The 25,691-nt window shown below is 44.3% G+C and carries 19 protein-coding genes; 18 read left to right on the top strand and 1 reads right to left on the bottom strand.

The annotated features are described in order from the left end of the window. The first annotated feature begins 9 nt into the window (after positions 1–9). From ACED28_RS02980 to tldD, 17 genes are all read left to right on the top strand, one after another. Entirely contained in the window at positions 10–1,233 is a 1,224-nt protein-coding gene (locus ACED28_RS02980) for a type II secretion system F family protein (RefSeq protein WP_009847859.1), read from the top strand. A 3-nt stretch (positions 1,234–1,236) separates the two neighbouring features. After that, a complete protein-coding gene (locus ACED28_RS02975) occupies positions 1,237–1,692 on the top strand; it encodes an MSHA biogenesis protein MshF (RefSeq protein ID WP_371709244.1) in 456 nt (151 codons plus the stop codon). Positions 1,693–1,771: 79 nt separating this feature from the next. After that, complete coding sequence (locus ACED28_RS02970; RefSeq protein WP_269335426.1) at positions 1,772–2,347, top strand: prepilin-type N-terminal cleavage/methylation domain-containing protein; 576 nt, start codon at positions 1,772–1,774, stop codon at positions 2,345–2,347. Between the two features lie 34 nt (positions 2,348–2,381). Next, positions 2,382–2,936, top strand: a complete 555-nt coding sequence (locus tag ACED28_RS02965) for a type II secretion system protein (RefSeq protein WP_009847856.1) — start codon at positions 2,382–2,384, stop codon at positions 2,934–2,936. Between the two features lie 139 nt (positions 2,937–3,075). Next, on the top strand, positions 3,076–3,627 hold the full coding sequence (locus ACED28_RS02960) for a prepilin-type N-terminal cleavage/methylation domain-containing protein (protein ID WP_371709243.1): 552 nt from the start codon (positions 3,076–3,078) through the stop codon (positions 3,625–3,627). Then, the gene (locus tag ACED28_RS02955) at positions 3,618–4,202 is read left to right on the top strand and encodes a prepilin-type N-terminal cleavage/methylation domain-containing protein (RefSeq protein WP_371709242.1); all 585 of its coding nucleotides are present in this window, start codon (positions 3,618–3,620) and stop codon (positions 4,200–4,202) included. The genes ACED28_RS02960 and ACED28_RS02955 overlap by 10 nt, the downstream gene beginning before the upstream one ends. Continuing rightward, a complete protein-coding gene (locus ACED28_RS02950) occupies positions 4,202–4,924 on the top strand; it encodes a PilW family protein (RefSeq protein WP_371709241.1) in 723 nt (240 codons plus the stop codon). The genes ACED28_RS02955 and ACED28_RS02950 overlap by 1 nt, the downstream gene beginning before the upstream one ends. Beyond that, positions 4,914–5,345, top strand: coding sequence for an MSHA biogenesis protein MshP (locus ACED28_RS02945; protein WP_371709240.1), 432 nt, complete (start codon positions 4,914–4,916; stop codon positions 5,343–5,345). The genes ACED28_RS02950 and ACED28_RS02945 overlap by 11 nt, the downstream gene beginning before the upstream one ends. A gap of 5 nt (positions 5,346–5,350) precedes the next feature. Further along, the gene (locus tag ACED28_RS02940; protein ID WP_371709239.1) at positions 5,351–9,715 is read left to right on the top strand and encodes a DUF6701 domain-containing protein; all 4,365 of its coding nucleotides are present in this window, start codon (positions 5,351–5,353) and stop codon (positions 9,713–9,715) included. Positions 9,716–9,863: 148 nt separating this feature from the next. Continuing rightward, positions 9,864–10,907, top strand: coding sequence for a rod shape-determining protein (locus ACED28_RS02935; protein WP_009847850.1), 1,044 nt, complete (start codon positions 9,864–9,866; stop codon positions 10,905–10,907). A 94-nt stretch (positions 10,908–11,001) separates the two neighbouring features. Next, positions 11,002–11,889: a rod shape-determining protein MreC gene (gene mreC / locus ACED28_RS02930; protein ID WP_012603147.1), complete on the top strand. Its 888-nt coding sequence runs from the start codon at positions 11,002–11,004 to the stop codon at positions 11,887–11,889. Beyond that, positions 11,879–12,367, top strand: a complete 489-nt coding sequence (gene mreD / locus ACED28_RS02925; protein WP_009847848.1) for a rod shape-determining protein MreD — start codon at positions 11,879–11,881, stop codon at positions 12,365–12,367. Before mreC ends, mreD begins: the two co-directional genes overlap by 11 nt. A gap of 7 nt (positions 12,368–12,374) precedes the next feature. Continuing rightward, positions 12,375–13,007 (top strand): nucleoside triphosphate pyrophosphatase, encoded by a 633-nt coding sequence (locus tag ACED28_RS02920; protein ID WP_017098896.1) that lies wholly within the window; start codon positions 12,375–12,377, stop codon positions 13,005–13,007. A gap of 20 nt (positions 13,008–13,027) precedes the next feature. After that, a complete protein-coding gene (rng, locus tag ACED28_RS02915) occupies positions 13,028–14,497 on the top strand; it encodes a ribonuclease G (protein ID WP_009847846.1) in 1,470 nt (489 codons plus the stop codon). Positions 14,498–14,507: 10 nt separating this feature from the next. Then, on the top strand, positions 14,508–18,380 hold the full coding sequence (locus ACED28_RS02910; protein ID WP_371709238.1) for a YhdP family protein: 3,873 nt from the start codon (positions 14,508–14,510) through the stop codon (positions 18,378–18,380). A gap of 115 nt (positions 18,381–18,495) precedes the next feature. Next, positions 18,496–19,308, top strand: a complete 813-nt coding sequence (locus ACED28_RS02905; protein ID WP_017098898.1) for a carbon-nitrogen hydrolase family protein — start codon at positions 18,496–18,498, stop codon at positions 19,306–19,308. A gap of 19 nt (positions 19,309–19,327) precedes the next feature. Beyond that, positions 19,328–20,773, top strand: coding sequence for a metalloprotease TldD (gene tldD, locus ACED28_RS02900; protein ID WP_371709237.1), 1,446 nt, complete (start codon positions 19,328–19,330; stop codon positions 20,771–20,773). A 108-nt stretch (positions 20,774–20,881) separates the two neighbouring features. On the opposite strand, the gene ACED28_RS02895 is transcribed toward tldD, so the two are convergent. Then, entirely contained in the window at positions 20,882–22,261 is a 1,380-nt protein-coding gene (locus tag ACED28_RS02895) for a PhoH family protein (protein ID WP_371709236.1), read from the bottom strand. Positions 22,262–22,728: 467 nt separating this feature from the next. Between ACED28_RS02895 and rapA the strand changes: the two genes are divergently transcribed. Beyond that, positions 22,729–25,638, top strand: a complete 2,910-nt coding sequence (gene rapA, locus ACED28_RS02890; protein ID WP_371709235.1) for an RNA polymerase-associated protein RapA — start codon at positions 22,729–22,731, stop codon at positions 25,636–25,638. The last annotated feature ends 53 nt before the right edge of the window (positions 25,639–25,691 follow it).

Genomic DNA, 25,691 nt, shown 5'->3' with positions numbered 1-25,691 from the left:
TAGAGTGATATGCCAACTTATCGTTATGTAGGTCGCAGTTCTGATGGCAGTCAAGTGACAGGCCAGTTGGATGCAAATAACGAAGATCTTGCTGCTGACAGTTTGATGAGTAAAGGGATCATTCCAACTTCGATTAAACTTGGAAAAAGTGGCGGTTCAATCCTGGATATGGATGTATCCAGTCTGTTCTCCCCGAATGTGCCTTTAGAGGTGTTGGTTCTGTTTTGCCGACAGTTGTATAGTTTAACTAAGGCGGGTGTTCCGCTATTAAGATCGATGAAAGGGTTAACTCAACATTGTGAAAATAAGCAACTGAAAGTAGCACTTGAAGAAGTGGTCGCTGAACTTACAAATGGTCGTGGATTAGCGGCATCGATGCAAATGCACCCTAAGGTATTTAGTTCATTGTTTGTATCGATGATCAGTGTTGGTGAGAATACAGGTCGTTTAGATCAGGCATTGTTACAACTGGCTGGATACTACGAACAAGAGGTTGAAACTCGAAAGCGAATCAAAACGGCAATGCGTTACCCAACGTTCGTGATTACTTTTATTACAATCGCTATGTTTGTCTTGAATATATTCGTGATTCCTCAGTTTTCGAGTATGTTCGCGCGTTTTGGGGTCGACTTACCACTTCCAACTCGTATTTTAATGGGGATGTCTGAGTTCTTTGTTAATTACTGGGGGTTAATGCTTGGATTAATCTTTGGTCTTGTTTTTGCTTTTAAAGCATGGGTTAAGACAGATAAAGGGTGGGAAAAGTGGGATCGGCTGCGCTTAAAAATGCCAGTGATTGGTGGGGTGGTTAATCGAGCTCTATTGTCGCGCTTCTCACGTACTTTTGCTTTGATGCTAAAAGCAGGTGTACCGCTTAACCAATCGTTATCGCTATCGGCTGAAGCTTTGGACAATCGTTTTTTAGAACTTCGTGTTCAAGGCATGAAATCGGCAATAGAAGCGGGAAGTACCGTTTCTTCTACCGCGATTAACAGCGAGATTTTCACACCACTCGTGATACAAATGATTTCTGTGGGTGAAGAAACGGGTCGTATTGATGAGTTGCTGCTTGAAGTTGCGGATTTTTACGACCGAGAGGTTGATTACGATCTAAAAACGTTAACCGCTAGAATTGAACCTATTCTGTTGACGATCGTTGCGGGAATGGTGCTGGTTTTAGCTCTGGGTATTTTCTTACCGATGTGGGGAATGCTGGATGCAATCAAAGGTTAGAGGATGCTGAATAACTTACAGCGCTCACGTTTTGTTATTTGGGTTGCGGTTATTCTTTTTCTCGTTATGGGTTTGCTTTCTGTATGGAAAACAGTAGAAGAAGAAGCAACGAACACGGCATTAATCGTTGCGAGCAAGCGAATTCTTGAGCAAGCGAATTTGTTCAAACAGCAGTATTTGTTATCTGGTGTAGAGCAAATAAATGATTCGAAACCGGCAAAGATTTACAGCAGAACGGGATGGGTTATGCCAATTCAAGACTCGGCTCGAAATTGCGGTTATTGGTTGGAGCAATTATATCCTAAGGGGCGTATTTTAGGTCTAAGTACTCCAAGTATTGAAGACAAAAGTGATAATATACAGTTTCATTGCCGTTATCATTATAGTGATAAGTATCAGATAGATATATTACTCAAAAAAGAAAGATTTAGTGTCAAAGTCAATATATTGGCCTTGTGAACGTATTGGCGCTGTTTTTATGGTTTTATGCATGGTCAAATGTATAATGCGCATTAGCAATTAGATGAGTAGGTAGAAAGTGCTTAAAAATCAAAAGGGTTTCTCCCTAGTTGAGTTAGTCATAGTGATTGTTGTTGTGGGTTTATTAGCTGTTGCAGCTTTACCTCGTTTCTTGGATGTGACAGACGAAGCCAAGAAAGCCAGTATTGAAGGTGTCGCGGGTGGTTTTGCGACAGGCGTACTTTCAGCAAGAGCGCAATGGGAAGCAGAAGCTCGTCCATCAGAAAAAATTGGTGTTGAAACATACAATACTGTAAATTACGATGGTGTTGATTTTTGGCTAACCAGATCAACAAGTAGCAATGGAAGTACTAATTTTAGAGACGGCTACCCATGGTCTATAAACACAAATTCAGCTTCAGCTCCGTCTAATGATGTGACTGATGTTTCGTGTGTCGATTTAATGGAAAACCTTCTTCAGAACCCACCAAAAGTTGGAACATTAACCGATGTGGCTAATGGTTCGAATTACAAATATTCAGCGCAAGCGGATAATAGCAATGACTACTGCACTTACATTCAATTGGAAGGCGGTACTCAGCATCAATTCGTTTACGAGATTAGAACTGGTCGTGTGACCGTAACACTGCAGTAAACCTGCGTTTAAATATACATAGAGAGAAAAGACTATGAAAAAACAAAGCGGTTTCACCCTAATAGAACTAGTGGTGGTAATTGTTATTCTAGGTATTCTTGCAGTTACTGCAGCACCTCGTTTTCTTAACTTACAAGGTGATGCCCGTACATCATCTATGCAAGGCCTGCGTGGCGCAATGGCAGGTGCGACGGGTATCGTTTATGGCCGTGCAGCAGTAGATGGTCGTGAAGGTCAACCTAAAACAGCTCTGGCAACAACGCCACAAACAACAGATGGTGTGGCTATTAACTTTGGTTATCCAACTTCTGCTGATATCGCAGGTGTTCCGGCTGGTATTGAAACTGCTGTAGTTGGTTTACCTGGTACCGATTGGGTTGTAGTGAATGTGACGGAAACTGGCGTTGTTCCAGACGCTGTCGCTTATTCATTTGCGGGGACTGACCCAGTACAAGCGAACAATGGTTTTGTATACGATGCAACTACACCTGCGAATAACAATGGCTGTTTTGTCATTTATGTTGAAGCTGCCAATGCCACAACACCAGCATTTGTTGATGTTGTCACTACTGGTGCGGATGGCTGTTAATAGTATTATTAGAGGATATCAAGGCCAGCATTGCTGGTCTTTTTTCTATCTGAAATTCAGGTAAGCGACAAAGACAACTTCCTTTCCCTGAGTTACACTTAATCTTCAAACTATCAAATATTTAGCGGATTGGATTTCGGTGAATCAATTCAATAGAACATACAGAAACATCGGATTTCAGCAACAAGGTTTTACTTTAGTCGAGTTAATCATTGTGATCTTGTTGATCGCGATTGTCTCTGCCTACGCTGCTAGCCGTCTTTCTGGAAGGGATAGCTTTTCTGCCTTTGCAGCTCAAGAGCAAGTAACTTCTGTTGTCCGCCAAGTTCAAGTGAATCGTATGCAGTCCAATGTGGACCTTGGGGCCGTCGTTGGAGAGAGCAATTTTATTCTCGCTATCGTTGGCAATTGTATCGGTTCCGAAGTGAGCTGTACCGCGCAAAACCAAGCGCGTAGTGATTGGGTTATGCTCGACGGGGTCACCTTAACGGCGGCATCGAATACCGCACCTGCCAGTCCCCTATCTCTAGTTAACTTTGATTTATTAGGCAACCCTACAACAGGTGAAACACCTGCAGGCGTTGTCGTTAACGTTGCAGCTGGTGTGGTGATTACGATTACTTCAAATGTGAACACCTGCCGTGTGGAAATTAACTCGCAAGGTTATGTTGAAAATGGGGTGTGCTCATGAACACCATCCATAAATCGCCTGCAAAAGAACGTGGTTTCACATTAATTGAAAGTGTGATTGTGATTGTGGTTATGGGGCTCGCGATGATGACCATCATAAACTTTTTAGCGCCTCAGATTAGCCGATCTGGTGATCCTCATTATCAAACCCGTTCAGCCGCGTTAGGGCAGAGTGTGATGTCTATGATTCTTGCTCGAGGGTTCGATGAGAATAGCGACTTTGATGGCGGGGAGCTTAGGTGCGGTGAAGGGACTGTAGGTTCTCGTCAGGAATTCTGCTCTGGTGATGTAAACAATCCATTGAATCAAAGGCTTGGAGACGATGGGGGAAATGTTGAAGATTATAATGATGTCGATGACTATATCGGTTGTTGGGAGCCTGATGCCACGAATAATTGTAAAGATCTAAATGAACTTATAGGCATGGAGGCAAACAGGGCCACAACCTACAACAACTACCGACTAGATGTTGATGTGACGTACCAAATTGTCGATCAACTAAAAAGAATCAACCTCACGATCTCGGCCTCAAATTATCCTCCTATCGTGCTGGATGCCTATCGAGGTAATTACTAATGAGAAGGCAAGGTTTCACTCTTATTGAAATGATTATCACCATGATTGTTGGTAGCATTTTAGTTGTAGGCATTGCTGGGTTTGTTGAATTGGGTGCGCGTGGTTATACGGACACCGTAGATAGGCAGCGTTTACAAACTCAAGCAAAGTTTGTCTTGGAAAAAATCACTCGTGAAGTGCGTCATGCTGTACCGAATATGTTCAATCAGAATGCTGTCGTCCCGGGAGCTCGCTGTGTTTCATTTTTCCCTATCGTTACCTCTGGGATTTATGCGGTGTCGGGCGATGATATTCAATTTGTTACGGCTGATAATACACTGACGACAGCTGCGCTAACCCCATTATCTTTAGTGATAAACCCTACAGAGGCGGCGCCGACCAATAATATTTTCCCCTTAGCTACTGTAACTGCAACCAATAATACTTTCTTGCTTGCTAATGAGTCTGTAAACCTTGTGGGTAATTCGGTTTCAAATCGACATTATATTTACAATCCTAATGGCCGCGTCACCTATTGCATTGTGAATGGCCGAGTATGGAGAAGTGAAGGTAATGGCGCGCTAATCCCAATTTCGGATACGGGAGTGACTGGGGATTTAGACTATCAACCCGCAAATGTTCAGCGTAATGGTATCGTCCATCTTGAGTTTGAATTTAGAAACCAAGTCGGGGATGAACTGACCAATTTCCAGCAAGACATACAGGTGATCAATGTTCCTTAAAAAAAGACAAGTCGGAAGCCTGTATATTGTCGTTATTTTTGTATTGGTGGTGATGGGGTTTCTTGCTACAACCTTAAGCCGCATAGAGTGGTCCAATAATGACGCACATACAAAAGATGTGATTGGTACTCAAGCCCATCTTTTAGCTCATTCGGCAATAGAGCTAGCCTTAATGCAGATATATCCACCTAGAGCCAACACAACGGTTTCATTTGATGTGGCTGCAGAGTGTACAAACTTGAATGGAACAGCAATGAACTTCGCAACGACAATTACATGTGCAGATGTTCAAATAACGTGCTCACCAACAGGTGGTCAACTTGTCGATAGTTCTCAGTTATACACGGTAAGAGCGGTCGCAATGTGCGGAACGGGTGTGAATTTAATGCAACGTAGTCAAGATGTGTGGGTGAGGGAGTAACAGGAATGCGCCTATTTAGTAGAATTAGTGTCGTACTTTTTATTCTTTGCAGTGTACTTTTTCAAACCAAGGCATTGGCGAATCAGTGTTTAACGAAAGGGGCATGGGTAGATGCTCGAAATGGTTTTTGTTTCACTTTTCAAATTGATTCTGATGGAAAAAATCGTGCTCGTTTGGAAGGAGCTTACTATTTCCCAATTTGGACCGATGATACTGTTTATCAAGGTTATAGCTCTAATGTTTATGAAAGAGACTATGTATCAGAAAGAAAACAAAGAACTTTCCAAGTTAAATTTACACGAACTTCAAATTATAATGCTAGGCATATTAAAGGCATAATTACCTACTCTGTTGATGGAGTAGTAAAAGGTTCTCCTTTTGCGATCAATTTGTCTCAAAAAACAGGTGTTGATAAATTTTACCCATATTTGAGATTGAACTTAAAAGGAACACAATTTTACGATAGCGATAAATATTGTATTAGTAGTGGTAGCTGTGGAGCATTACCTCCTCCACCCGTAACAAAATTTGATGATGCTCGCTTTGAGTTCGGTCGTTTGGACTCAGCCAACTGTAAAGCTAGCGATTGCACGATCACCTTCAATAAAACCTATAGAACGACTCCATTGGTATTTCTTATGCCAACGATTGATCCTGTTAATCCTGATAGTGATGCGCCTGCAACACTTTCTATAAAAAGCATCAATTCAACGCAAGCGACATTCCATCAAGACGTGGCACCTCAAGACTGGAGTTACAATCTGGCTTCTAAACCAATGTCTTCGATTAGCTACCTTGTTGTTGAGCCCGGAACCATAACATTTAGTGATGGACATAAGGCAATTGCGGGATATATAGAGACTAAAGCGTATCAAGCTCATGGAAAAAAAAGTAACCCTAAATGGGAATCTGCTTCTTATTCAAAATTTAGCTCACACCGAATACAGGATGATGATCCCGTTGTATTTACACAGGTTAATAGTTCAACAAGCCGATGGTTAACGGCAGGCGTAGACGGTGCGGGAAGAACGAGTGCTAAATTCTTTTTAGAGTTAACACGTGTGAATACAAACAATCCGCCTTCTCAAACAGAAAAAATAGCATTTTTAATTTCAGATGAACATGATGGCACGTCAAACGGAATTAATTATGAGTTTGGCCGCATTTCTCTTGATGATGACAGCGGATCCTCAAAACCTATCCTTAAATCTTGTAATGATATGCATGATCTTGAAAACGAATATCAGTCCCTACCTGGAATTGTCGCAAGTAAAGTCACCCGTAAAGGAGGCCAAGGTGGTTGGTTGAGACTTTGTAGCGTGAAGCATAACGGCAGTGACGATAATGACTATCAAGTAGGACTTGTTGTTGATGAAGATCTGTCTCTGAGTGGTTCAAAAGGATGGAGGTCTCATACTGACGAAAAGATCGGGTACTTTGCTTTTCAAGTCAATAAGCTCCCTAAGTTTACGAAAAACTACTGTTCGGCTTTTCCTTCTGCAGTTCAAGGTTGGAGAAACTCGTCAGGTAGCAGTATTGAGATGTGGAACCAATCTAAAATTACCAATGCGTTATTGGAGGCTGGCCAAAGAAAGGTCGGGTTTGGAAGTGCTCAATTTGGGAATGCAGTGAAATGTGATGGGATATCGTGTACTAACGATCCCACAAAGCAAATCGTCCAATCTAAACTGGATGATTTCCTGATAACAAATTCAGGTAGTGATATCTGGAATACAACAAAAACGTTAACACCTTTATCTCAAAAGAGCTTATCAATTGGTCAGTCAACCGTGACACTGACTGCTGGCGACTACTATTTTAATTCTTTGAATATCAATACCCACTCTTCCTTGAATATTCAAGGGAAGGTGATTATTCATACTCGATACTTAAATTTATCGAATAATTCAAGGATTAATAATTCAGGTAATGCAGATAACCTTGTAATAGTTGGGTATGACCCTACTAAAGGTTCATCTGGACAAACGTGCCCTGCATATGGTTGTGAAATGGATTTATCCAGTCAATCACAAATCAAAGCATTGATTTACAGCGAGGGGGAGGTTCGGTTATCTAATGGATCACATGTGTACGGTGCGGTTACCGTTCGTGACCTTCATATGAGTGGAGCATCTCAGATTACCGGGGAAAGCCAATGTTTTTCTGAGCCAGAGTTGGTTATTACTCCAGGCTCTAGCTCTGGGTTAGCTTGTACCGGTATTCCTATAAACTTTAAGTTGGTCGATAAAATAACCAAGCAACCTGTTAATAATTATACGGGAACTCTTGATGTGACAATTCCAAATAATAGTTCGAGGGATGCGTGTTGGTTAAATTCAGATGGAACCTGTTCTGCATCCTTGAGTCACGATTTCGTAGCAGGGCAGACAGCTACTTACACCAAGTCACTGTCAAGTATTGGCCTATCTCCGGTTTCAATCTCTGCTTCTATTCGGGGGCAAAGTAACATCAGTGCAACCGGTGGACCGTATCAGTTTGTGCCTTACGGATTTAAAATTGAAGATAAACAAAGGGTTGATGGAGGTAAGGGGCAGGTTGCTTTCCGAACATTTGAGACCGAAGTTACTGCAGTAGCATCAGGGGCTTCTAACCCAAGGGCATGTCAGAAAATATCGGATTATGATGGAACTAAATCACTTTATGCTTCCTATGAGCAGATAACTCAAGGCAATAGTGGTTGGAATAATGAGCTATTTCTCAATTCGTATAGCATTAAGATCGGCAGTTCACCTTTAAATGGAACTAAAGTGAACAATATTGTTTTTCAGAATGGTGTTGCAAAACTGACTTCTCAATACTGGTCGGCTGGTCATATAAAACTTCATTTGGCAGATGCTGACTGGCAACCCACGAATCAATCTATACCCAATTGGAAAGGCTTACAGAGTTCTACTGATGTGTATGTTAGGCCATTTGCTTTGGTGAGTTGCCAAGATAACTCCGGTGTACCAAATGCCCCATTCCCTTCCGGTAGCTCAACAGGAGGAGCTTCATTTATCGCCGCAGGTAATACTGCTTACTTAGCGGTTAGTGCGATAGCTTGGGAGCCTAGTGCTGATCGTAATAATGACGGTCTCATTGACAGTTCATTTTCGGGGGATTTATGTAGGGCTCTTTCAGTATCTGGCTTTGATGATGAAGTTGTGTATGTCAATTATGCTCTTGAAAGCCCGAGTAATGGCCATAATGGCGTATTAAGCGTTGGTAATAAAAACAGTGGTGATGAATTGTCACCGCAACCTATCCCTGCTGATATGTGGTTGAATGGCTACGCGTATAAGAGCTTAGCTTGGTCTGAAGTAGGTAGCATTAAACTATGGGCAGACAAACCGGACTACCTGAATGGGATGACGGTGCCAGGTTATAAAACAACCGCTGGTCGTTTTTATCCTAAATATTTTCAAGTGGTGAACAATGCGGTGTGGGATTACCCGGGAAATCAATCATATGCATACATGAATCAGCCTTTTGACGGCGTTACATTTGATGTGGAAGCACTGAGTCTACAACTCACTGCGGTGAAGAACTATGGATATTTTAATCCAACAATTACCGCTAACTTTGCTTTGTATGAGGCTAACCCTGTTTTTGTCAGTCGTTTTCATTCTGGGACTCCGAGTAAGTCGTGGGCTTCCGCCTCGGATAAGAGTATTGGCACATTTACGCTACATGAGAATTCGCCTTCTACTAACTGTGCTAGCGAGTTGTGTTGGGCTAAAGCATCATCGGTTGATGGCTATGAGGATGGACCATTCAATACCGCGGTAAGTGCAACCTCGACGATTTCAATTGATGCTGTGGGGAACAACGTCGATCCTATTAGCTATCACTATAATGGTACTCCTCGATTACTAACGGTTCAGCCTACTATTCGATTTGGTCGCGCTGTAATAGATAGCGTTGGTGGAGTTGCTGGTGGTGGTATGAATATACCGCTCCGCATAGAGCATTGGACCGGAACAAGTTTTGCCACTCATGAAGGTGATAACTCGACGAATTTAGCCGGTATAAATACGGAAGGTGACAACCGAGATATCTGGGTTGAAACGGGAGCTACGGCCGCTGATGTAAATCTTTTAGGGGGCGGTGGTGTTGTGAATGGTATATCTAACTCTATACAGGTTGTTCAAGCGCCAATAGATCCAGAGGTTAGGCAACAAACACAGGTTTGGTTGGAGCTAAATAGCGGTGTAAATGCCGCTCCTTGGCTCCGTTATCGCTGGCAAGATCCTAACCGGGTGGAAGTTGCTGGTGAAGAAGATCCCTCAACAGTAGTCACCTTTGGCATCCATCGCGGGAACGATCGTGTGATCTACCGAGGTGAAAGTGGCTTAATAGGTCAGCAATAATATGATTTTTTGGCTGTTAAGTTAGGAATCTGTAAGAAATTGTGGGTTTCAGTCCATGTTTATACTTCAATGCCTTGCCGTGACAGCAAGGCATTGGTACATTTAGTGCAATTTTTGTCTTCTAATTCTTGCAGGATGAGCGAAGAATATGTTTAAAAAGCTTCGTGGCATGTTTTCAAACGACCTATCGATTGATTTAGGTACTGCCAATACCCTTATATATGTAAAAGGCCAAGGCATTGTTCTTGATGAGCCTTCAGTTGTAGCTATCCGCCAAGATCGTGCGGGTTCTGCAAAGAGTGTCGCTGCGGTTGGTCACGCTGCTAAGCAAATGCTTGGCCGTACGCCTGGTAATATCTCAGCAATCCGTCCAATGAAAGACGGCGTAATTGCTGACTTTTACGTAACGGAAAAAATGCTTCAGCACTTCATTAAGCAAGTGCATGATAACAGTGTTCTTAAACCAAGCCCTCGCGTATTGGTTTGTGTTCCTTGTGGTTCAACGCAAGTTGAGCGCCGTGCAATCCGTGAATCAGCACTGGGTGCTGGTGCTCGTGAGGTTTACCTAATCGATGAGCCTATGGCTGCTGCGATTGGTGCAGGCCTACGTGTATCTGAGCCAACAGGTTCAATGGTGGTTGATATCGGTGGTGGTACGACTGAAGTTGCCGTTATCTCACTAAACGGCGTGGTTTACTCGTCTTCTGTACGTATCGGTGGTGACCGTTTTGATGAAGCTATCATCAACTACGTTCGTCGTAACTACGGCAGCTTGATCGGTGAAGCAACAGCCGAAAAGATCAAACACGAAATCGGTTCTGCTTACCCAGGCGATGAAGTCGATGAGATTGAAGTACGTGGTCGTAACCTTGCTGAAGGTGTTCCTCGTAGCTTTAGCCTGAACTCAAATGAAATCCTTGAAGCGCTTCAAGAACCTTTATCTGGCATCGTATCTGCAGTCATGGTTGCACTTGAACAGTGTCCACCAGAGCTTGCTTCTGATATCTCAGAAAACGGTATGGTACTGACAGGTGGTGGTGCACTGCTTAAAGACCTTGATCGCCTGCTAACTGAAGAAACGGGTATCCCTGTTGTTGTGGCGGAAGAGCCATTAACGTGTGTTGCTCTAGGCGGTGGTAAAGCTCTAGAGATGATCGACATGCACGGCGGTGATCTTTTCAGCGAAGAATAGTATCTAGTGTTAGGCTCTTTTCTTATCTAGTTTTATGTAAAGAGCCTAACACCTTGTCTATAGGATCAAATGTCGCTCTAGGACCAAATATAGAATGAAGCCAATTTTTGGTAGAGGTCCCTCTCTACAATTGCGCCTGTTTTTTGCTGTAACATTATCAGCCAGCCTTATGCTGGCTGATAGTCGTTTAGATGCATTCTCAAATGTCCGCTATCTATTAAACAGCATGGTTGCGCCAATTCAGTATGCCGCTAATTTGCCTCGCACCATGTTTGATGGCGTATACGACCGTTTTAGTACTCGTAAAGGGCTCATTGAATCCAACCATAATATTAAACGAGAAGTCTTGCGACTGAAGAGCGAGTTGATTCTGCTTGAGCAATATCAAGAAGAAAACAAGCGCCTTCGCAAGCTATTAGGCTCTCCGTTTATTCGTGATGAGAAGAAGGTCGTCACAGAGGTTATGGCGGTGGATACTTCACCATACCGACATCAAGTCGTGATCGACAAAGGTCAGATTGATGGAGTGTACGAAGGTCAGCCTGTGATCAATGAAAAAGGCATTGTTGGTCAAGTCACTTTTGTTGCTGCTCATAATAGTCGTGTTTTGCTACTGACTGATGCAAATAACGCAATTCCTGTTCAGGTTATTCGTAACGATATACGTGTTATTGCTTCTGGTAATGGCATGATTGATGAGATCCAGTTAGAGCACATTCCAACCAGTACAGATATCCAAGAAGAAGATCTGCTGGTGACATCTGGACTTGGTGGTGTATATCCAGAGGGTTACCCAGTCGCTTATGTGACTGCCGTTGATTATGATCCGAAGCGTGAGTTCGCCGTTATTAAAGCAGAACCTGTAGTTGAGTTTGATAAGCTCAGATACTTGTTGCTTGTGTGGCCTGATGAAAATAAACAGATGCAAGCAGAACAATCCAGTATCGAACAAGCATTGTTAGAAGGTGAAAATGGCCAATAGCGTTTTAAGAAGCAAAGTCGTAATTGGCTGCTCATTTTTGATAGCACTTATTCTACAAACGATCCCTTGGCCGGGTAGTTTAGACCTATTCAGGCCATCTTGGTTATTACTGGTTACCTGCTATTGGGTTTTAGCGTTACCTTACAGAGTTAACGTTGGTAGTGCTCTAGTACTGGGCTTATTGTGGGACCTTTTGATCGGTTCGACTCTCGGTATTAGAGGCATGATGATGGCAATAGTAATGTACATTATTGCAATGAACTTCCTCGTGATTCGAAATATGGCGCTATGGCAGCAAGCGATAATCATTGCAGCCTTAACAGTGTTGTTTGAAGTGCTGATATTCTTTGGTGAATATTTGATCCAAGATGTCGTTTTCAATCCGTTATCGCTATGGAGCGCATTGATAAACTGTATACTTTGGCCTTGGATGTTTTTATTAATGAGACGTGTACGTCGCCATTGGCATGTAAGGTAGAGTGACGATGGAAAAGAAACATTTAGTTTTGGCATCCGGCTCTCCACGCCGCAAAGAATTGTTATCTCAACTCGGTTATGAGTTTTCTGTCCTTGTAACTGATGTCGAAGAGTGTAAACACGCTCAAGAAACCGCCGAAGAGTACGTTAAGCGACTATCTTTAGATAAAGCCTTAGCTGCGTTGTCTTTATTGAAAGGTAACCCTTCTGAAAAACAGCATGTTGCTTCTGGTTCTGATACTGTAGTTGCTAGTTCTCTTGATTCTGAAACAGTGGTTCTGGGCTCTGACACAGTCGTCGTAAGCCAAGGGCAAGTGCTCGAGAAGCCAATAGACCTTGCTGACTCTAAGCGTATGCTTACTCAGTTAGCGAATGATCGTCACCAAGTGATGACGGCAGTTTCTGTTGTATCGGAAGAAAAACAAAAGACAGAAATCATTATTACCGACGTATGGTTTAAACCCCTCAGTGAAAAAGAAATAGAACAATACTGGCAAACAGGGGAGCCATGCGATAAAGCTGGTAGCTATGGGATCCAAGGTTTGGGCGGACGCTTTGTTACCCGAATCGAAGGTAGTTATTACGCCGTTGTCGGCTTACCTTTATTTGAAACGGACCAGCTACTGCAAGAATTCTTATAATTACTAATCTGAGGTGCACCATGAGTGCTGAATTGTTGCTGAACGTGACCCCGAGTGAGACTCGTGTGGCCATGATTGAAGGGGGAGCTCTTCAAGAGATCCATGTCGAACGAGATGCTCGACGCGGGATCGTAGGAAATATCTACAAAGGACGTGTAAGCCGTGTTTTGCCTGGAATGCAGGCGGCATTTGTGGATATTGGCCTTGATAAAGCAGCTTTTTTGCACGCCTCTGATATTGTCCCCCACACTGAATGTGTTGCTGAGAATGAAAAGAAGCAATTTCAGGTTCGTGATATTTCAGAGCTTGTTCGCCAAGGGCAAGATATTGTCGTTCAAGTGGTCAAAGATCCTCTTGGTACCAAAGGTGCCCGTCTAACCACAGACATTACTTTGCCATCTCGTTATCTGGTATTCATGCCGGGCGCAAGCCACGTTGGTGTTTCTCAGAGAATTGATAGTGAGTCAGAACGCAACCGCCTAAAAAAAGTCGTGTCTCGTTACTGTGACGAGCACGGTGGCTTTATCATCCGCACGGCAGCAGAAGGCGCAGATTCAAATGAGTTGGCGCAAGATGCCGCATTCTTGAAGCGATTATGGCTAAAGGTGTTAGAACGTCGTGGTAAGCACAAAGCTCGTACTCGCTTGTATGGTGAGTTGTGCTTAAGCCAACGTATCTTACGTGATTTTGTCGGTACTGAGCTGAGCAAGATTCAGGTCGACTCTCGTCTAGAATATGAAAATCTAAAAGAGTTTACTTCTGAATACGTGCCTGAGCTAACAGACAAGCTTGAGTTGTATGAAGGTGATAAGCCTATCTTTGATATGTACGATACCGAGAACGAAATTCAACGTTCATTGGATCGCAAAGTCGAATTGAAGTCTGGTGGGTATCTGATTATCGACCAAACAGAAGCGATGACAACCGTCGACATCAATACTGGTGCCTTTGTTGGTCGTCGTAATCTAGAAGAGACGATTTTCAATACTAACGTCGAAGCGACACAAGCTATTGCTCGTCAACTTCGCCTTCGTAACTTAGGCGGCATCATCATTATCGATTTTATTGATATGCTGTCTGAAGAACACCGTAAGCGAGTACTAACTTCTTTAGAAGCTGCATTAGACAAAGACCGTGTGAAAACCAACATTAATGGCTTCACACAGCTTGGTTTGGTTGAGATGACTCGTAAACGTACTCGTGAAAGTATTGAGCATATTCTGTGTTCTAGCTGCCCTGCTTGTGAAGGTCGCGGTAGCGTGAAGACAGTTGAAACCGTTTGTTATGAAATTCTTCGAGAGATCACACGAGTGAATCGCGCGTATGACGCCGATAAGTTTGTTGTTTATGCGGCGGCTGCCGTTGCCGAGGCGTTAGAAGGCGAGGAATCTCACGCGCTTGCTGAGCTTGAAGTGTTTATTGGTAAGCAAGTTAAAATCCAGGCTGAGCCTCTGTACATACAAGAGCAGTTTGATGTTGTTATGATGTAATGGATATTTTGTGAGTTCAAGCGTTACTCTGATTCTTCGTACATGTTTATGGTTAGTGGTTACTCTCTTAGTAACACTAGCCATTGCTGTCACTACACTGCGTGTAGCCTTACCCAATTTAAATAAGTATCAATCTGAAATTGAGCTTTGGGTAAACCAACATTCCGGTTTTGAGTTTTCTATTCAAGATGTGGGTGGTTTTTGGCGTAACACTCATCCCTCTATTGCTCTGCAAGGTGTTAAGGCTAGCCTTCCCAACGCAGAAGATGTAGCTTTCTCTGTTGAGCGTGTTGAAGTTGAGTTTGACTTGATTCAATCGGTCGTGCAGATGCGTCCTGTCGTGGCCGATTTGGTCATGAATCAAATGTACCTCGACATCCGCTCAATTGATCTATTTGCCGGGCAAAACGGTAAAGATGTACCTAAAGACCCCGGCTCTTCCAAGCGAGTGATGCAGGAGCTGGACAATTTACTTTTAAAAACTTTGGTGGATGTGACCGCTAAAGATTCCTCTCTTCTATATCGAACTATCTCTGGTGAAGAACGTCAGCTTGATCTCGAAACTTTAAAATGGCAAAACTCAGGTAAACATCACCTTACGGAGGGTGTAGTAAGTATTAAAGACGCTAACCTCAACTCTTTGTCAGTAAGTGCTAACTTTGTTGATGGTGGTTCTTTAACTGATATGACGGGCGAGTTTTATGTCAGCGCGGATAGTATCTCAGTAATGCCTTGGTTAACTCGTTATATGCAGGCAGAATCCGGCATTGAGACGGGCACGGTGAGCTTGAATAGCTGGCTAACGCTACGAAATAGCAAGCCAGTTAGCGCTTATGTTGAGGTATTACCTTCAGAACTGACTTGGAATGAAGGTGGTCAACATGACTTGATGCTTGAGTCGGGTGTTTTTAAATTATCACCAATTGATGGTGGATGGCAGGTAAATGGTCACTCACTAAATCTAAGAACGGATGACAGGCCTTGGCCTGAGCTTGATGTCGCTTTCAAGTGGAATAAAGGCCCGTGGGAACTTAATGTTTCTGAACTTGATGTTGAAACCATTACCCCGTTGATCAAGTTGATGCCAGATTCTTCGCAATCTACCCAAATGATCAATGCATTGGCTCCGGGCGGTATCGTTTCAGACATTCGCGTTGCGATGGGCTCTGGAATTGAAAGCTTGCGTTACTCTGCGAACTTTTCCGATTTGGCGATCGAACAATGGGAGTTAGTCCCTGGCTTTAGCCAAGTATCAGGGCATGTGTTTGGCTCGGCTTCGGAAGCGAAAGCCAGCTTATATGTTATTGATGATGTGTTTCCTTATGGTGATGTTTTCCAAGCGCCTCTGAATATCAAACAAGGTCAGGTTGATATTGTTTGGCAGCAAGATGAAAACGGCTGGAAACTGTGGTCGGACAAAATCACTGCAGCCACGCCAGATTTACAAGTACTAGGCGCATTTCGCTTGGACTTTCCAAATAACGCTAGCCCTTATCTTTCTTTCTATGGTGAAGCGGACGCTTACAACGTCGGTGAGACATGGCGCTATTTGCCGACATTGGCACTTGGCCAAGACTTAACCGATTACCTTTCAACAGCGATTCAAGCGGGTAAGGCCGACACCGTTAAATTACTTTGGCATGGTGAATTAGCCCAATACCCGTACACCAATCATGATGGTATTTTCCAAGTTTGGGTTGGCTTAGAAGACGCTAAGTTCAGCTTCGATACCGCGTGGCCATTGATAACCGACCTTCAACTTGACCTGTTATTTGAAAATGATGCGATGTATTTAGACTCTCGCTCCGCTCAATTGATGGATGTGGCGGCAGATCGAATCACTGGTCGTATTCCTTATTTAGGGGAAGGCGGTCATATCGAAATTGAAGCTAAAGCAACGGCGTCTGGTAATGCAGTTCGAAATTACATGACTGCTTCGCCACTCGTAGATTCTGTGGGTGCTGCGTTAACTGCGCTTAAAGTGAGTGGTGATGTCTCTTCTGAGTTCCAGCTTAATATTCCGTTTGATTCTGAACAAGAACCTAGAGCGTGGGGATATGCAGATCTGAGTGGTAATCATGTTGAGATTGAAGCTCCACCAATGGTGCTAGAGAACACCACTGGTCGTATTGAATTTGATAATGATGTCGTGACAGCAAGTGGTCTTGCAGCTGATTTGCTTAATCAAGGTATCTCGGTTGACTTTAAAGGTCTTAATGATGGACCTGGCTATGCAGTGGATCTTGATGTGTTAGGTGATTGGGACGTCAATCCTCTAAAGCCGTATGTCGGAGAGCAGTGGTTAAGCCGTTTGTCGGGTCATGCACAATGGCAAAGCCAGATCGATATTCAACTTAATGATATTGGTTTTACTTACCAACTCGACTTACAGTCAGACCTCAAATACTTAGCGAGTGATTACCCATACCCATTAGCTAAAAAGTCATTAGAAAGTGGCTCGGCAAGGCTACAAGCCTCGGGCAATCAAGAATCGATTACCGCGCGTCTGCAATTGCCGAGCACTAAATACCAAGCTGAGATTGATATTTCCGGCGATGTTCCTGAATTAACGGCGACCAATTTAGTCCTTGGTCGTGGTGGCTATAAAATTAGCCCCGTGGTAGGGCACCATGCCTTGATTCGTACCGATAAGTTCAATGCCGATGACTGGCTGTCAGTAGTCATGGAGCCAGTGCAACCATCGGATGCTGTCCTTAGCCAGATGAACACGCCAACCATTCCTGCGCCACGTCGCATCACCTTCGAGAGCAAAGAACTGATCTTAGGTGGTATTTCTTGGAATGATGTCGATTTTAGCGCTCGAAAAAATAAGCAAGCGTGGCAAATGGAAGTCTCTAGTCAAGAGTTAGAAGGTGATGTCAATTACTTGCCTCCTTATGATTTGACTGTTTCATTGGATCGCCTGCATCTGTTTGTTCCTGAGTGGAGTGACAAGAACAACCAAGAGCAACTGCTACAGCGCAAAGCGCAAGAAGCACCATTGATCTCTGAGTTGGATAGAAAGCTCCATGATGCGATGCCGAATTTGACGCTGACCCTGAACGACTTTTGGCTGCAAGGGTATAAAGTTGGTAAGGTTGATGTTGAGATGACTAGGCAGGAAGATCGCATTGAGTGGAATAAGATTCAGGTTCGAAGCGGCGGAAATAAAGCGGATATCAGTGGCTGGTGGGAACTGCAAGGTGATAAGAGTCACTCATCGTTAACTCTTGATGTTGAAGGTGAAAACAACAGTGAGTTAATGGAGCGTTTCGGTATTACTTCCGGGATTCAAAAAGCGCCCTTTGAGTTAGAAGGTCAATTGACTTGGGATGGTTCGCCTTGGGGGATCAAAATGGATACCCTTGATGGCAACGTTAAAACCCAATTTGGTAAAGGTATTATCTCGGATGTGAGTGGCGCAGCTCGATTACTGGGGCTGTTTAGCCTAGATTCGATTATCCGTAAGATGCAGCTCGACTTCTCGGACGTATTTGATAATGGCATGGCATTCAACAGCATCACAGGAACTGGCGAGATTCAAAATGGTATCTTTCTGACTAACGATCTGAATATGGATGCGGTCGCCGGTGAGATGAAAATAAAAGGGATCGCCAACCTCAATACACGCGAGGTCGATGCTGAAGTGAACTTCACCCCAGATATCACCTCCGGGATTCCAGTATTAACGGCTTTTGCGGTAACGCCTCAAACAGCGCTATACGTGTTAGCGGTGACTACGGTTATTTCACCGGTTGTTGAAGTCTTTACCCAAGTTAATTATTCGGTGAAAGGGCCGTTGGATTCACCAACAGTGAGCGAGCTTTCTCGCAGTTCTGGAGAATTCCAGCTACCAGAAAAACTCAGAAAATTGGCCGAATAAGCCTTAAATTAGCCAAATGAACCTTAAATTAGCCGAAAAGACCTTAGTATCCTAATCAGCTAATATACGGTGAAATGCTGATTTCTGAATCATAATGAATGGAGGAGCGATACACATGGATTGTGTTGGGTTGATTCAAATGACATCAGGCCCTCGCCCTGACTTGAACTTTGATTATCTTGCTCAAGAAGTAGCAAAGTGCAAAGAGTTGGGGGCTAAGTGGGTTGTGTGCCCTGAAAACGCGTTAGTCTTTGGCAGTAAAGCCGACTATCACCAGTATGCTGAGCCTCTAAATGATGGCCCACTGCAAAAGAAAGTCTCTGAGCTAGCAAAGCTTTACCGAATTTGGATTGTTATTGGCAGTATGCCGATAAGCACAGCTAAAGGCGTGACTACCACAACCTTGGTGATTGATGATTTTGGTTGTCTAGTGGCCCATTACGATAAGTTACACATGTTTGATGTGGATGTTGCTGATGCACATAAGTGCTATCGAGAATCGGATATTTTCACGCCCGGTGACCGAGTGGTAACAACGGAAACGCCTTTTGGTCGCTTAGGTTTGAGTATTTGTTATGATGTGCGCTTTCCGCACTTGTATTCAGAGTTACGCAAGCAAGGTGCACAAATCATAGTGGTACCGGCAGCTTTTACCGCAGTAACAGGGCAAGCTCACTGGGAAGCATTATTAAGATGCCGCGCGATCGAAACGCAATCGTGGATTATCGCGGTAGGGCAAGGCGGAAATCACCCTTGCCAAAGAGAAACATGGGGACACTCAATGGTGGTTGATCCATGGGGGCGAGTGGTTGCACAGCTAGACCAAGATCCTAAAAGTATGGTGGTTGAGATAGACACATCCAGTTGCGAATCAATCAGGCAAAATATGCCAATCGCGCAGCATTCTCGATTTACCAATCAATTTTAATTACAAATAAGAGCCATTTATGAGCATCAATCAAATTGAAGAATCGCTACTGAACCCAACAGGGCTGACGGAGCAAAATATCGCAGATACATTGGCGAGCATTGCTACCCGCCAAATTGATTATGCTGATATCTACTTTCAGTCAAGCTGGCATGAATCTTTAGTGCTAGAAGACAGCATTATTAAAGACGGCTCTTTCAATATCGATTGTGGTCTTGGTGTACGAGCGGTATCTGGTGAAAAAACCGGTTTTGCTTACTCTGACCAAATCCAATTGGATGGCCTTAAACAGAGTGCAATCGCGGCTCGCGGTATCGCTAAGCAAGGCCAAAACGGTAAGGTACAAGCTTTCAAGCGTAACTCTAACCAAGCTTACTATGATGCAGTTAATCCGCTAGCAAGCTGGGAAAAACAGCAAAAGACAGAATTACTTAAAGCGCTTGATGCTTACATTCGTACTAAAGAACCGATGGTAACTGAAGTATCGGTGAGCCTAAGTGGTGTACATGAACAGATGCTTGTTGCGGCAACTGATGGTACTTTCGCTGGTGATATTCGCCCGTTGGTTCGTCTATCAATTAGCGTACTTGCACAGAAAGGCGATCGTCGTGAACGTGGCAGTGCCGGTGGCGGTGGTCGTTTTGGTTACGATTTCTTCTTAAGTGATGCTAACGGTTCTCAAGTTGCTTACCAATTCGCTGATGAAGCGATTCGCCAGGCATTAGTTAACCTTGAAGCGGTTGCTGCGCCTGCTGGTGCAATGCCTGTGGTTCTTGGTTCTGGTTGGCCGGGTGTTCTACTGCATGAAGCGGTAGGCCACGGTTTAGAAGGTGATTTCAACCGTAAAGAGTCTTCAGTATTTTCTGGCAAAATCGGCGAGCAAGTTACATCAAGCCTATGTACGATTGTTGATGACGGCACATTAACAGATCTACGCGGTTCATTGAACGTTGATGATGAGGGTGTTAATGGTCAGTACAATACGCTAATCGAAAACGGCATCCTAAAAGGTTACATGCAAGATAAGCTAAACGCTCGTCTAATGGGTGTAGCCCCAACAGGTAATGGTCGTCGTGAGTCTTACGCGCACCTTCCAATGCCACGTATGACGAATACATACATGCTACCGGGCGAACACACGCCTGAAGAGATCATTGCAACGGTTGAGAAAGGTATCTACGCCCCGAACTTCGGCGGCGGTCAGGTCGATATCACATCAGGTAAGTTTGTATTCTCAGCTTCTGAAGCGTACATGATTGAAAACGGCAAGATCACTCACCCAGTGAAAGGCGCGACGTTAATCGGTTCTGGTATCGAAGCGATGCAGCAGGTGTCTATGGTGGGTAACGACCTAAGCATCGACCGTGGTGTGGGTGTGTGTGGTAAGGCTGGTCAAAGTGTGCCAGTGGGTGTTGGTCAACCAACATTGAAACTAGACTCGCTAACCGTTGGTGGTACTGAGTAATTCAGACTAACCTCTGCCGACTTACTTCAAAATATTAAATTGAAAAGCGCCTCCAATGTGAGGCGCTTTTTGTTTTTGGGTGAATGATGAGTAAGAGCAAAAAAGCTATTACATGTTCTCTTCCGCAAACTCAGCCAGTCGGCTACGCACCACACCATTGAGGTGGATGTTGGCACTGCCTTCGAAGTTTTTAAAACGCTCAACCATGTAGGTTAAGCCTGAAGTCACAGGGGTTAGGTAAGAAGAATCTATCTGCGCTAAGTTACCTGAGCAGACGATCTTAGTACCTTCACCACAACGGGTGATGATGGTTTTGATCTGCGAAGCGGTGAGGTTCTGACACTCATCCAAAAGCACAAATGCATTCTGAATCGAGCGGCCACGCATGAAGTTGATTGATTTGAACTGGATATTGGCTTTGTCACAAATGTACTTCATCGAGCCTTCTGTGCAGTGGTCGTTCTTGTGCAGCGCTTCCAGTGTATCGGTCACTGCGGCTAACCAAGGCAACATCTTCTCTTCCTCTGTACCCGGAAGGAAACCTATCGATTCACCAATATCAGGGGTGTTGCGGGTTACGATGATCTTATCGAACTGTTTACGCTCAATGGTTTGTTCAAGTGCAGCAGCCATGGCTAACAGCGTCTTACCACTACCCGCTGCACCAGTGAGAATCACCAGATCAATATCAGGGTCGAGCAGCGCATCAATCGCCATGCCCTGATAGACGTTTTTTGGTGTGATGTCCCATGCCCTGCGATTCATTAGCCTTTCACGACTGAGGTCTCTCAGGGTAATGCTTTCCGGCTCAATCTCCTCGACTCGAGCGGCAAAGTCACTCTCTTCGTCAATCACATATTGGTTGAGGAACGTAGGTTCGAAAGGTGCTCTTGCTAAGGTGTGTAGCGTCTTTCCGCCTAAACTTCTGCTCTCGACATTGTCGATACCATCCCAAAATGAGCCTTCCAGTTGTTGGAAGCCTTTAGTGAGGTATTGGATATCATCAATCAGTTGGTCGGTTTGATAATCTTCAACAAAACGGACACCAGCGCCTTTTGCTCGCAAACGCATATTGATGTCTTTGGTGATGAGAACCACTTCGCGTGGTGCGCGTTTATTTTGAAGATAGAGGACAGCGTTGAGGATTCGGTTATCGCTTGCTTTGTCGTCGGCGAAGGCCTTGATGCTTTCTTGAAGTTCGTAATCTGCGAGTATTGAAATACTGCCAGAGGCGTTTATGTCTTTAGAAAAAGGGATGCCTTCCGATATTTGATCTGGTGTAGCTTCCCTGAACAGGTCTTCGAGCGTTCGAATCGCAATTCTTGCATCTCGAGCAACGTCTCTTTTACTGTCTTTGATTCTGTCGAGTTCTTCTAGCACTGTCATGGGGATAACGACATCGTGCTCTTGGAAAGAAAATATAGCGAAGGGTTCGTGAAGTAGGATATTGGTGTCTAAAACAAATAGCTTCCGGTTGGTCTCGCCCATAGCATCTCCTTGCCGACGTGCGGCTTGCCTTGCATTCATTGAACGTAGATAAAGCTCATATAAAGATTAGTATCTGATTCTGGTGATAGTCAACTACTCACCTAAACTTCATCTAGAGGAACAACGCCATATCGTTACGAGTAAATATCGCGTGTTCGTTTGAGAGCAGCAATCTGCTACCTATAGATTAACCATGAATTTTTGACAGTTTGATTGCACTGGCGAAAACAGAAAAAAAGCATGAAATCATCTCCTTTAGGCGTGACCTAAATCACAGCATCGAGTAAGATTAGCGACCTTTTTCTGCACCATTTTCTCGAGATATTTATTATTGAGAGCGCACTTAAAAAGTGGCTGCAAACTAGACATTTTTGGCTATATTTTTAGTTCAGGAGCGGATAACGTTCTTGTTTGAAACTGCAGTTAAGAAGACCAAATTCCAACTATAAGATTGAGGTAGTCGATTCATGACATTTGCTTTGGGGCAACGCTGGATAAGCGATACGGAGAGCGATTTAGGTTTAGGTACCGTTGTAGCAATGGATGCTCGCACAGTGACACTAATGTTTGCAGCGTCAGAAGAAAACCGTGTTTATGCACGTACTGATGCTCCCGTAACCCGAGTAACGTTTAATGTAGGCGATGTCATCGAATGCCAAGAAGGTTGGTCTCTGTCTGTCGAGGAAGTTATCGAAGACAAAGGTCTGCTGACTTACTTAGGTACTCGCGAAGATACCCAAGAAACAGAAGTCACTCTGCGTGAAATCTTCTTAAGCAACCAGATCCGCTTTAACAAGCCACAAGACAAGCTGTACGCAGGTCAAATCGACCGTATGGATAACTTTGTGTTGCGTTACCGCGCGCTGAGCAACCAGTACCAACAACACAAGAGCCCTATGCGTGGCTTGTGTGGTATGCGTGCTGGCTTGATCCCTCACCAGTTATACATCGCTCATGAAGTGGGTCGTCGTCACGCTCCGCGCGTTTTACTGGCTGATGAGGTTGGCCTAGGTAAAACCATTGAAGCGGGCATGATCATCCACCAACAGGTGTTGTCTGGCCGTGCTGAACGTATTCTGATTGTGGTTCCTGAAACTCTACAGCACCAGTGGTTAGTAGAGATGATGCGTCGTTTCAATCTGCATTTCTCTATCTTTGACGAAGAGCGCTGTATTGAAGCGTTTGCTGAATCGGACAACCCGTTTGATACCCAGCAGTACGTTCTGTGTTCTTTGGACTTCCTACGTAAGAGCCGTAAGCGCTACGAGCAAGCACTTGAAGGCGAGTGGGACTTGTTGGTTGTCGATGAAGCGCATCACCTTGAGTGGAGCCAAGACAAACCAAGTCGTGAATACCAAGTGGTTGAAGGCTTAGCGGAAAATACGTCTGGTGTGCTACTACTAACAGCAACGCCTGAACAACTAGGTCGTGAGAGCCACTTTGCACGTCTGCGTCTGCTTGATCCTGATCGCTTCTACGATTACGAAGCATTCGTTGAAGAAGAAGACCAATACGCACCGGTTGCTGATGCAGTAACGGCATTGTTCTCCGGCGTGAAGCTTGAAAACAGCGCGAAGAACCAGATTACGGAACTGCTCTCTGAGCAAGATGTTGAGCCTCTGTTCCGTGTGATTGAAGGTGATAGCAGCGAAGAAGAGCAAGCGTTAGCTCGCCAAGAATTGATTGATAACCTTATGGATCGCCATGGTACAGGCCGTGTTCTTTTCAGAAATACACGTGCTGCAATCAAAGGCTTCCCTAAGCGTAATGTAAACCTACTGCCGATGGAAATTCCAACGCAGTACACAACCTCAATGCGTGTATCTGGCATGATCGGTGGCAAGATGGCTCCCGAAGCTCGTGCAATGAAGATGCTGTACCCAGAAGAGATCTTCCAAGAGTTTGAAGGTGAAGATTCAAGCTGGTGGCAGTTCGATTCTCGTGTGAACTGGTTGATTGAAAAGATTCAAGACAAGCGCAGCGAGAAGATCCTAGTGATCGCGTCGCGTGCGAGTACTGCTTTGCAATTAGAGCAAGCACTGCGTGAGCGTGAAGGCGTGCGTGCAACGGTATTCCACGAAGGCATGTCGATTCTAGAGCGTGATAAAGCTGCGGCTTATTTTGCTCAAGAAGAGGGCGGCGCTCAGGTTCTTATCTGTAGCGAAATCGGTTCTGAAGGTCGTAACTTCCAGTTTGCTAACCAGTTAGTGATGTTCGATCTTCCGTTTAACCCTGATTTGCTTGAACAACGTATTGGTCGTTTGGACCGTATCGGTCAACTTCGAGATATCGACATTCATGTCCCTTACCTAAAAGGCACATCGCAAGCGATTCTAGCGCGTTGGTTCGATGAAGGTTTGAATGCATTCGCAGAGACTTGTCCTACTGGTCGCACGGTTTACGATAAGTATTCTGATGTACTGATCGAAATGCTGGCTTCTGGTAACACTGAGCAGCTTGATGAAGTCATTGAAGAATCAGCGAAGCTCAATCAAAGCCTGAAATCGGATCTAGAAAAAGGCCGAGACCGCCTACTAGAGATGCATTCAAATGGTGGCGATAAAGCCCATGAGATTGCAGAGAAAATTGCTTCTACCGATGGTGATACTAACCTAGTTTCTTTTGCACTGAGCCTGTTTGACACCATTGGTCTGAACCAAGATGACAAGGGTGAAAATGCACTAGTTGTGACACCTTCTGAACACATGATGGTGCCAAGCTACCCAGGCTTACCTTATGAAGGTGCAACGATTACGTTTGACCGTGAAACCGCGCTTTCTCGTGAAGACATGAATTTTATTAGCTGGGAACACCCAATGATTCAGGGCGGTATTGATCTGCTATTGAGCGAAGGTGTGGGTGCGTCTGCGGTATCTCTATTGAAGAACAAAGCGCTGCCAGTCGGTACGATTCTACTTGAGTTGGTTTACCTTGTTGATGCACAAGCGCCAAAGCGTAGCGGTATCAGCCAGTTCCTACCTAAGACTCCGATTCGCTTGATGATGGATGGTCGTGGTAACGATTTATCTGCTCAGGTTGAATTCGATAGCTTTAACCGTCAACTAAGCCCGGTAAACCGCCACTTGGCAAGCAAGTTGGTGAATTCAGTACAGGGTGAAATTCACAAGTTAATTGAAGCCGGTGAGACGCATGTACTGCCGAAGGTTGAAGAAGTTCGTCAGCAAGCCCAGAAAGATATGCAAACCAACTTGAATGGCGAGCTAGAGCGTCTACAAGCGCTTAAAGCGGTCAACCCTAACATTCGTGATGAAGAGCTAGAGGTTATCGAAGCTCAAATCAATGAACTGACGGGTTACATCAGCAAAGCTCAAGTTCAGCTGGATTCGTTACGCTTGATTGTGGTTTCTCACAACTAGTTTTGAATTAGCTAAATGCTTTAACGAAATAAGGCCTTCATCACGAAGGCCTT

The sequence above is a fragment of the Vibrio sp. 1F253 genome (assembly GCF_041439295.1).
Classification (GTDB): domain Bacteria; phylum Pseudomonadota; class Gammaproteobacteria; order Enterobacterales; family Vibrionaceae; genus Vibrio; species Vibrio tasmaniensis_A.
The sequence above is the reverse complement of the archived record's forward strand: the minus strand, read 5'-3'. Positions and strand labels throughout refer to the sequence as shown.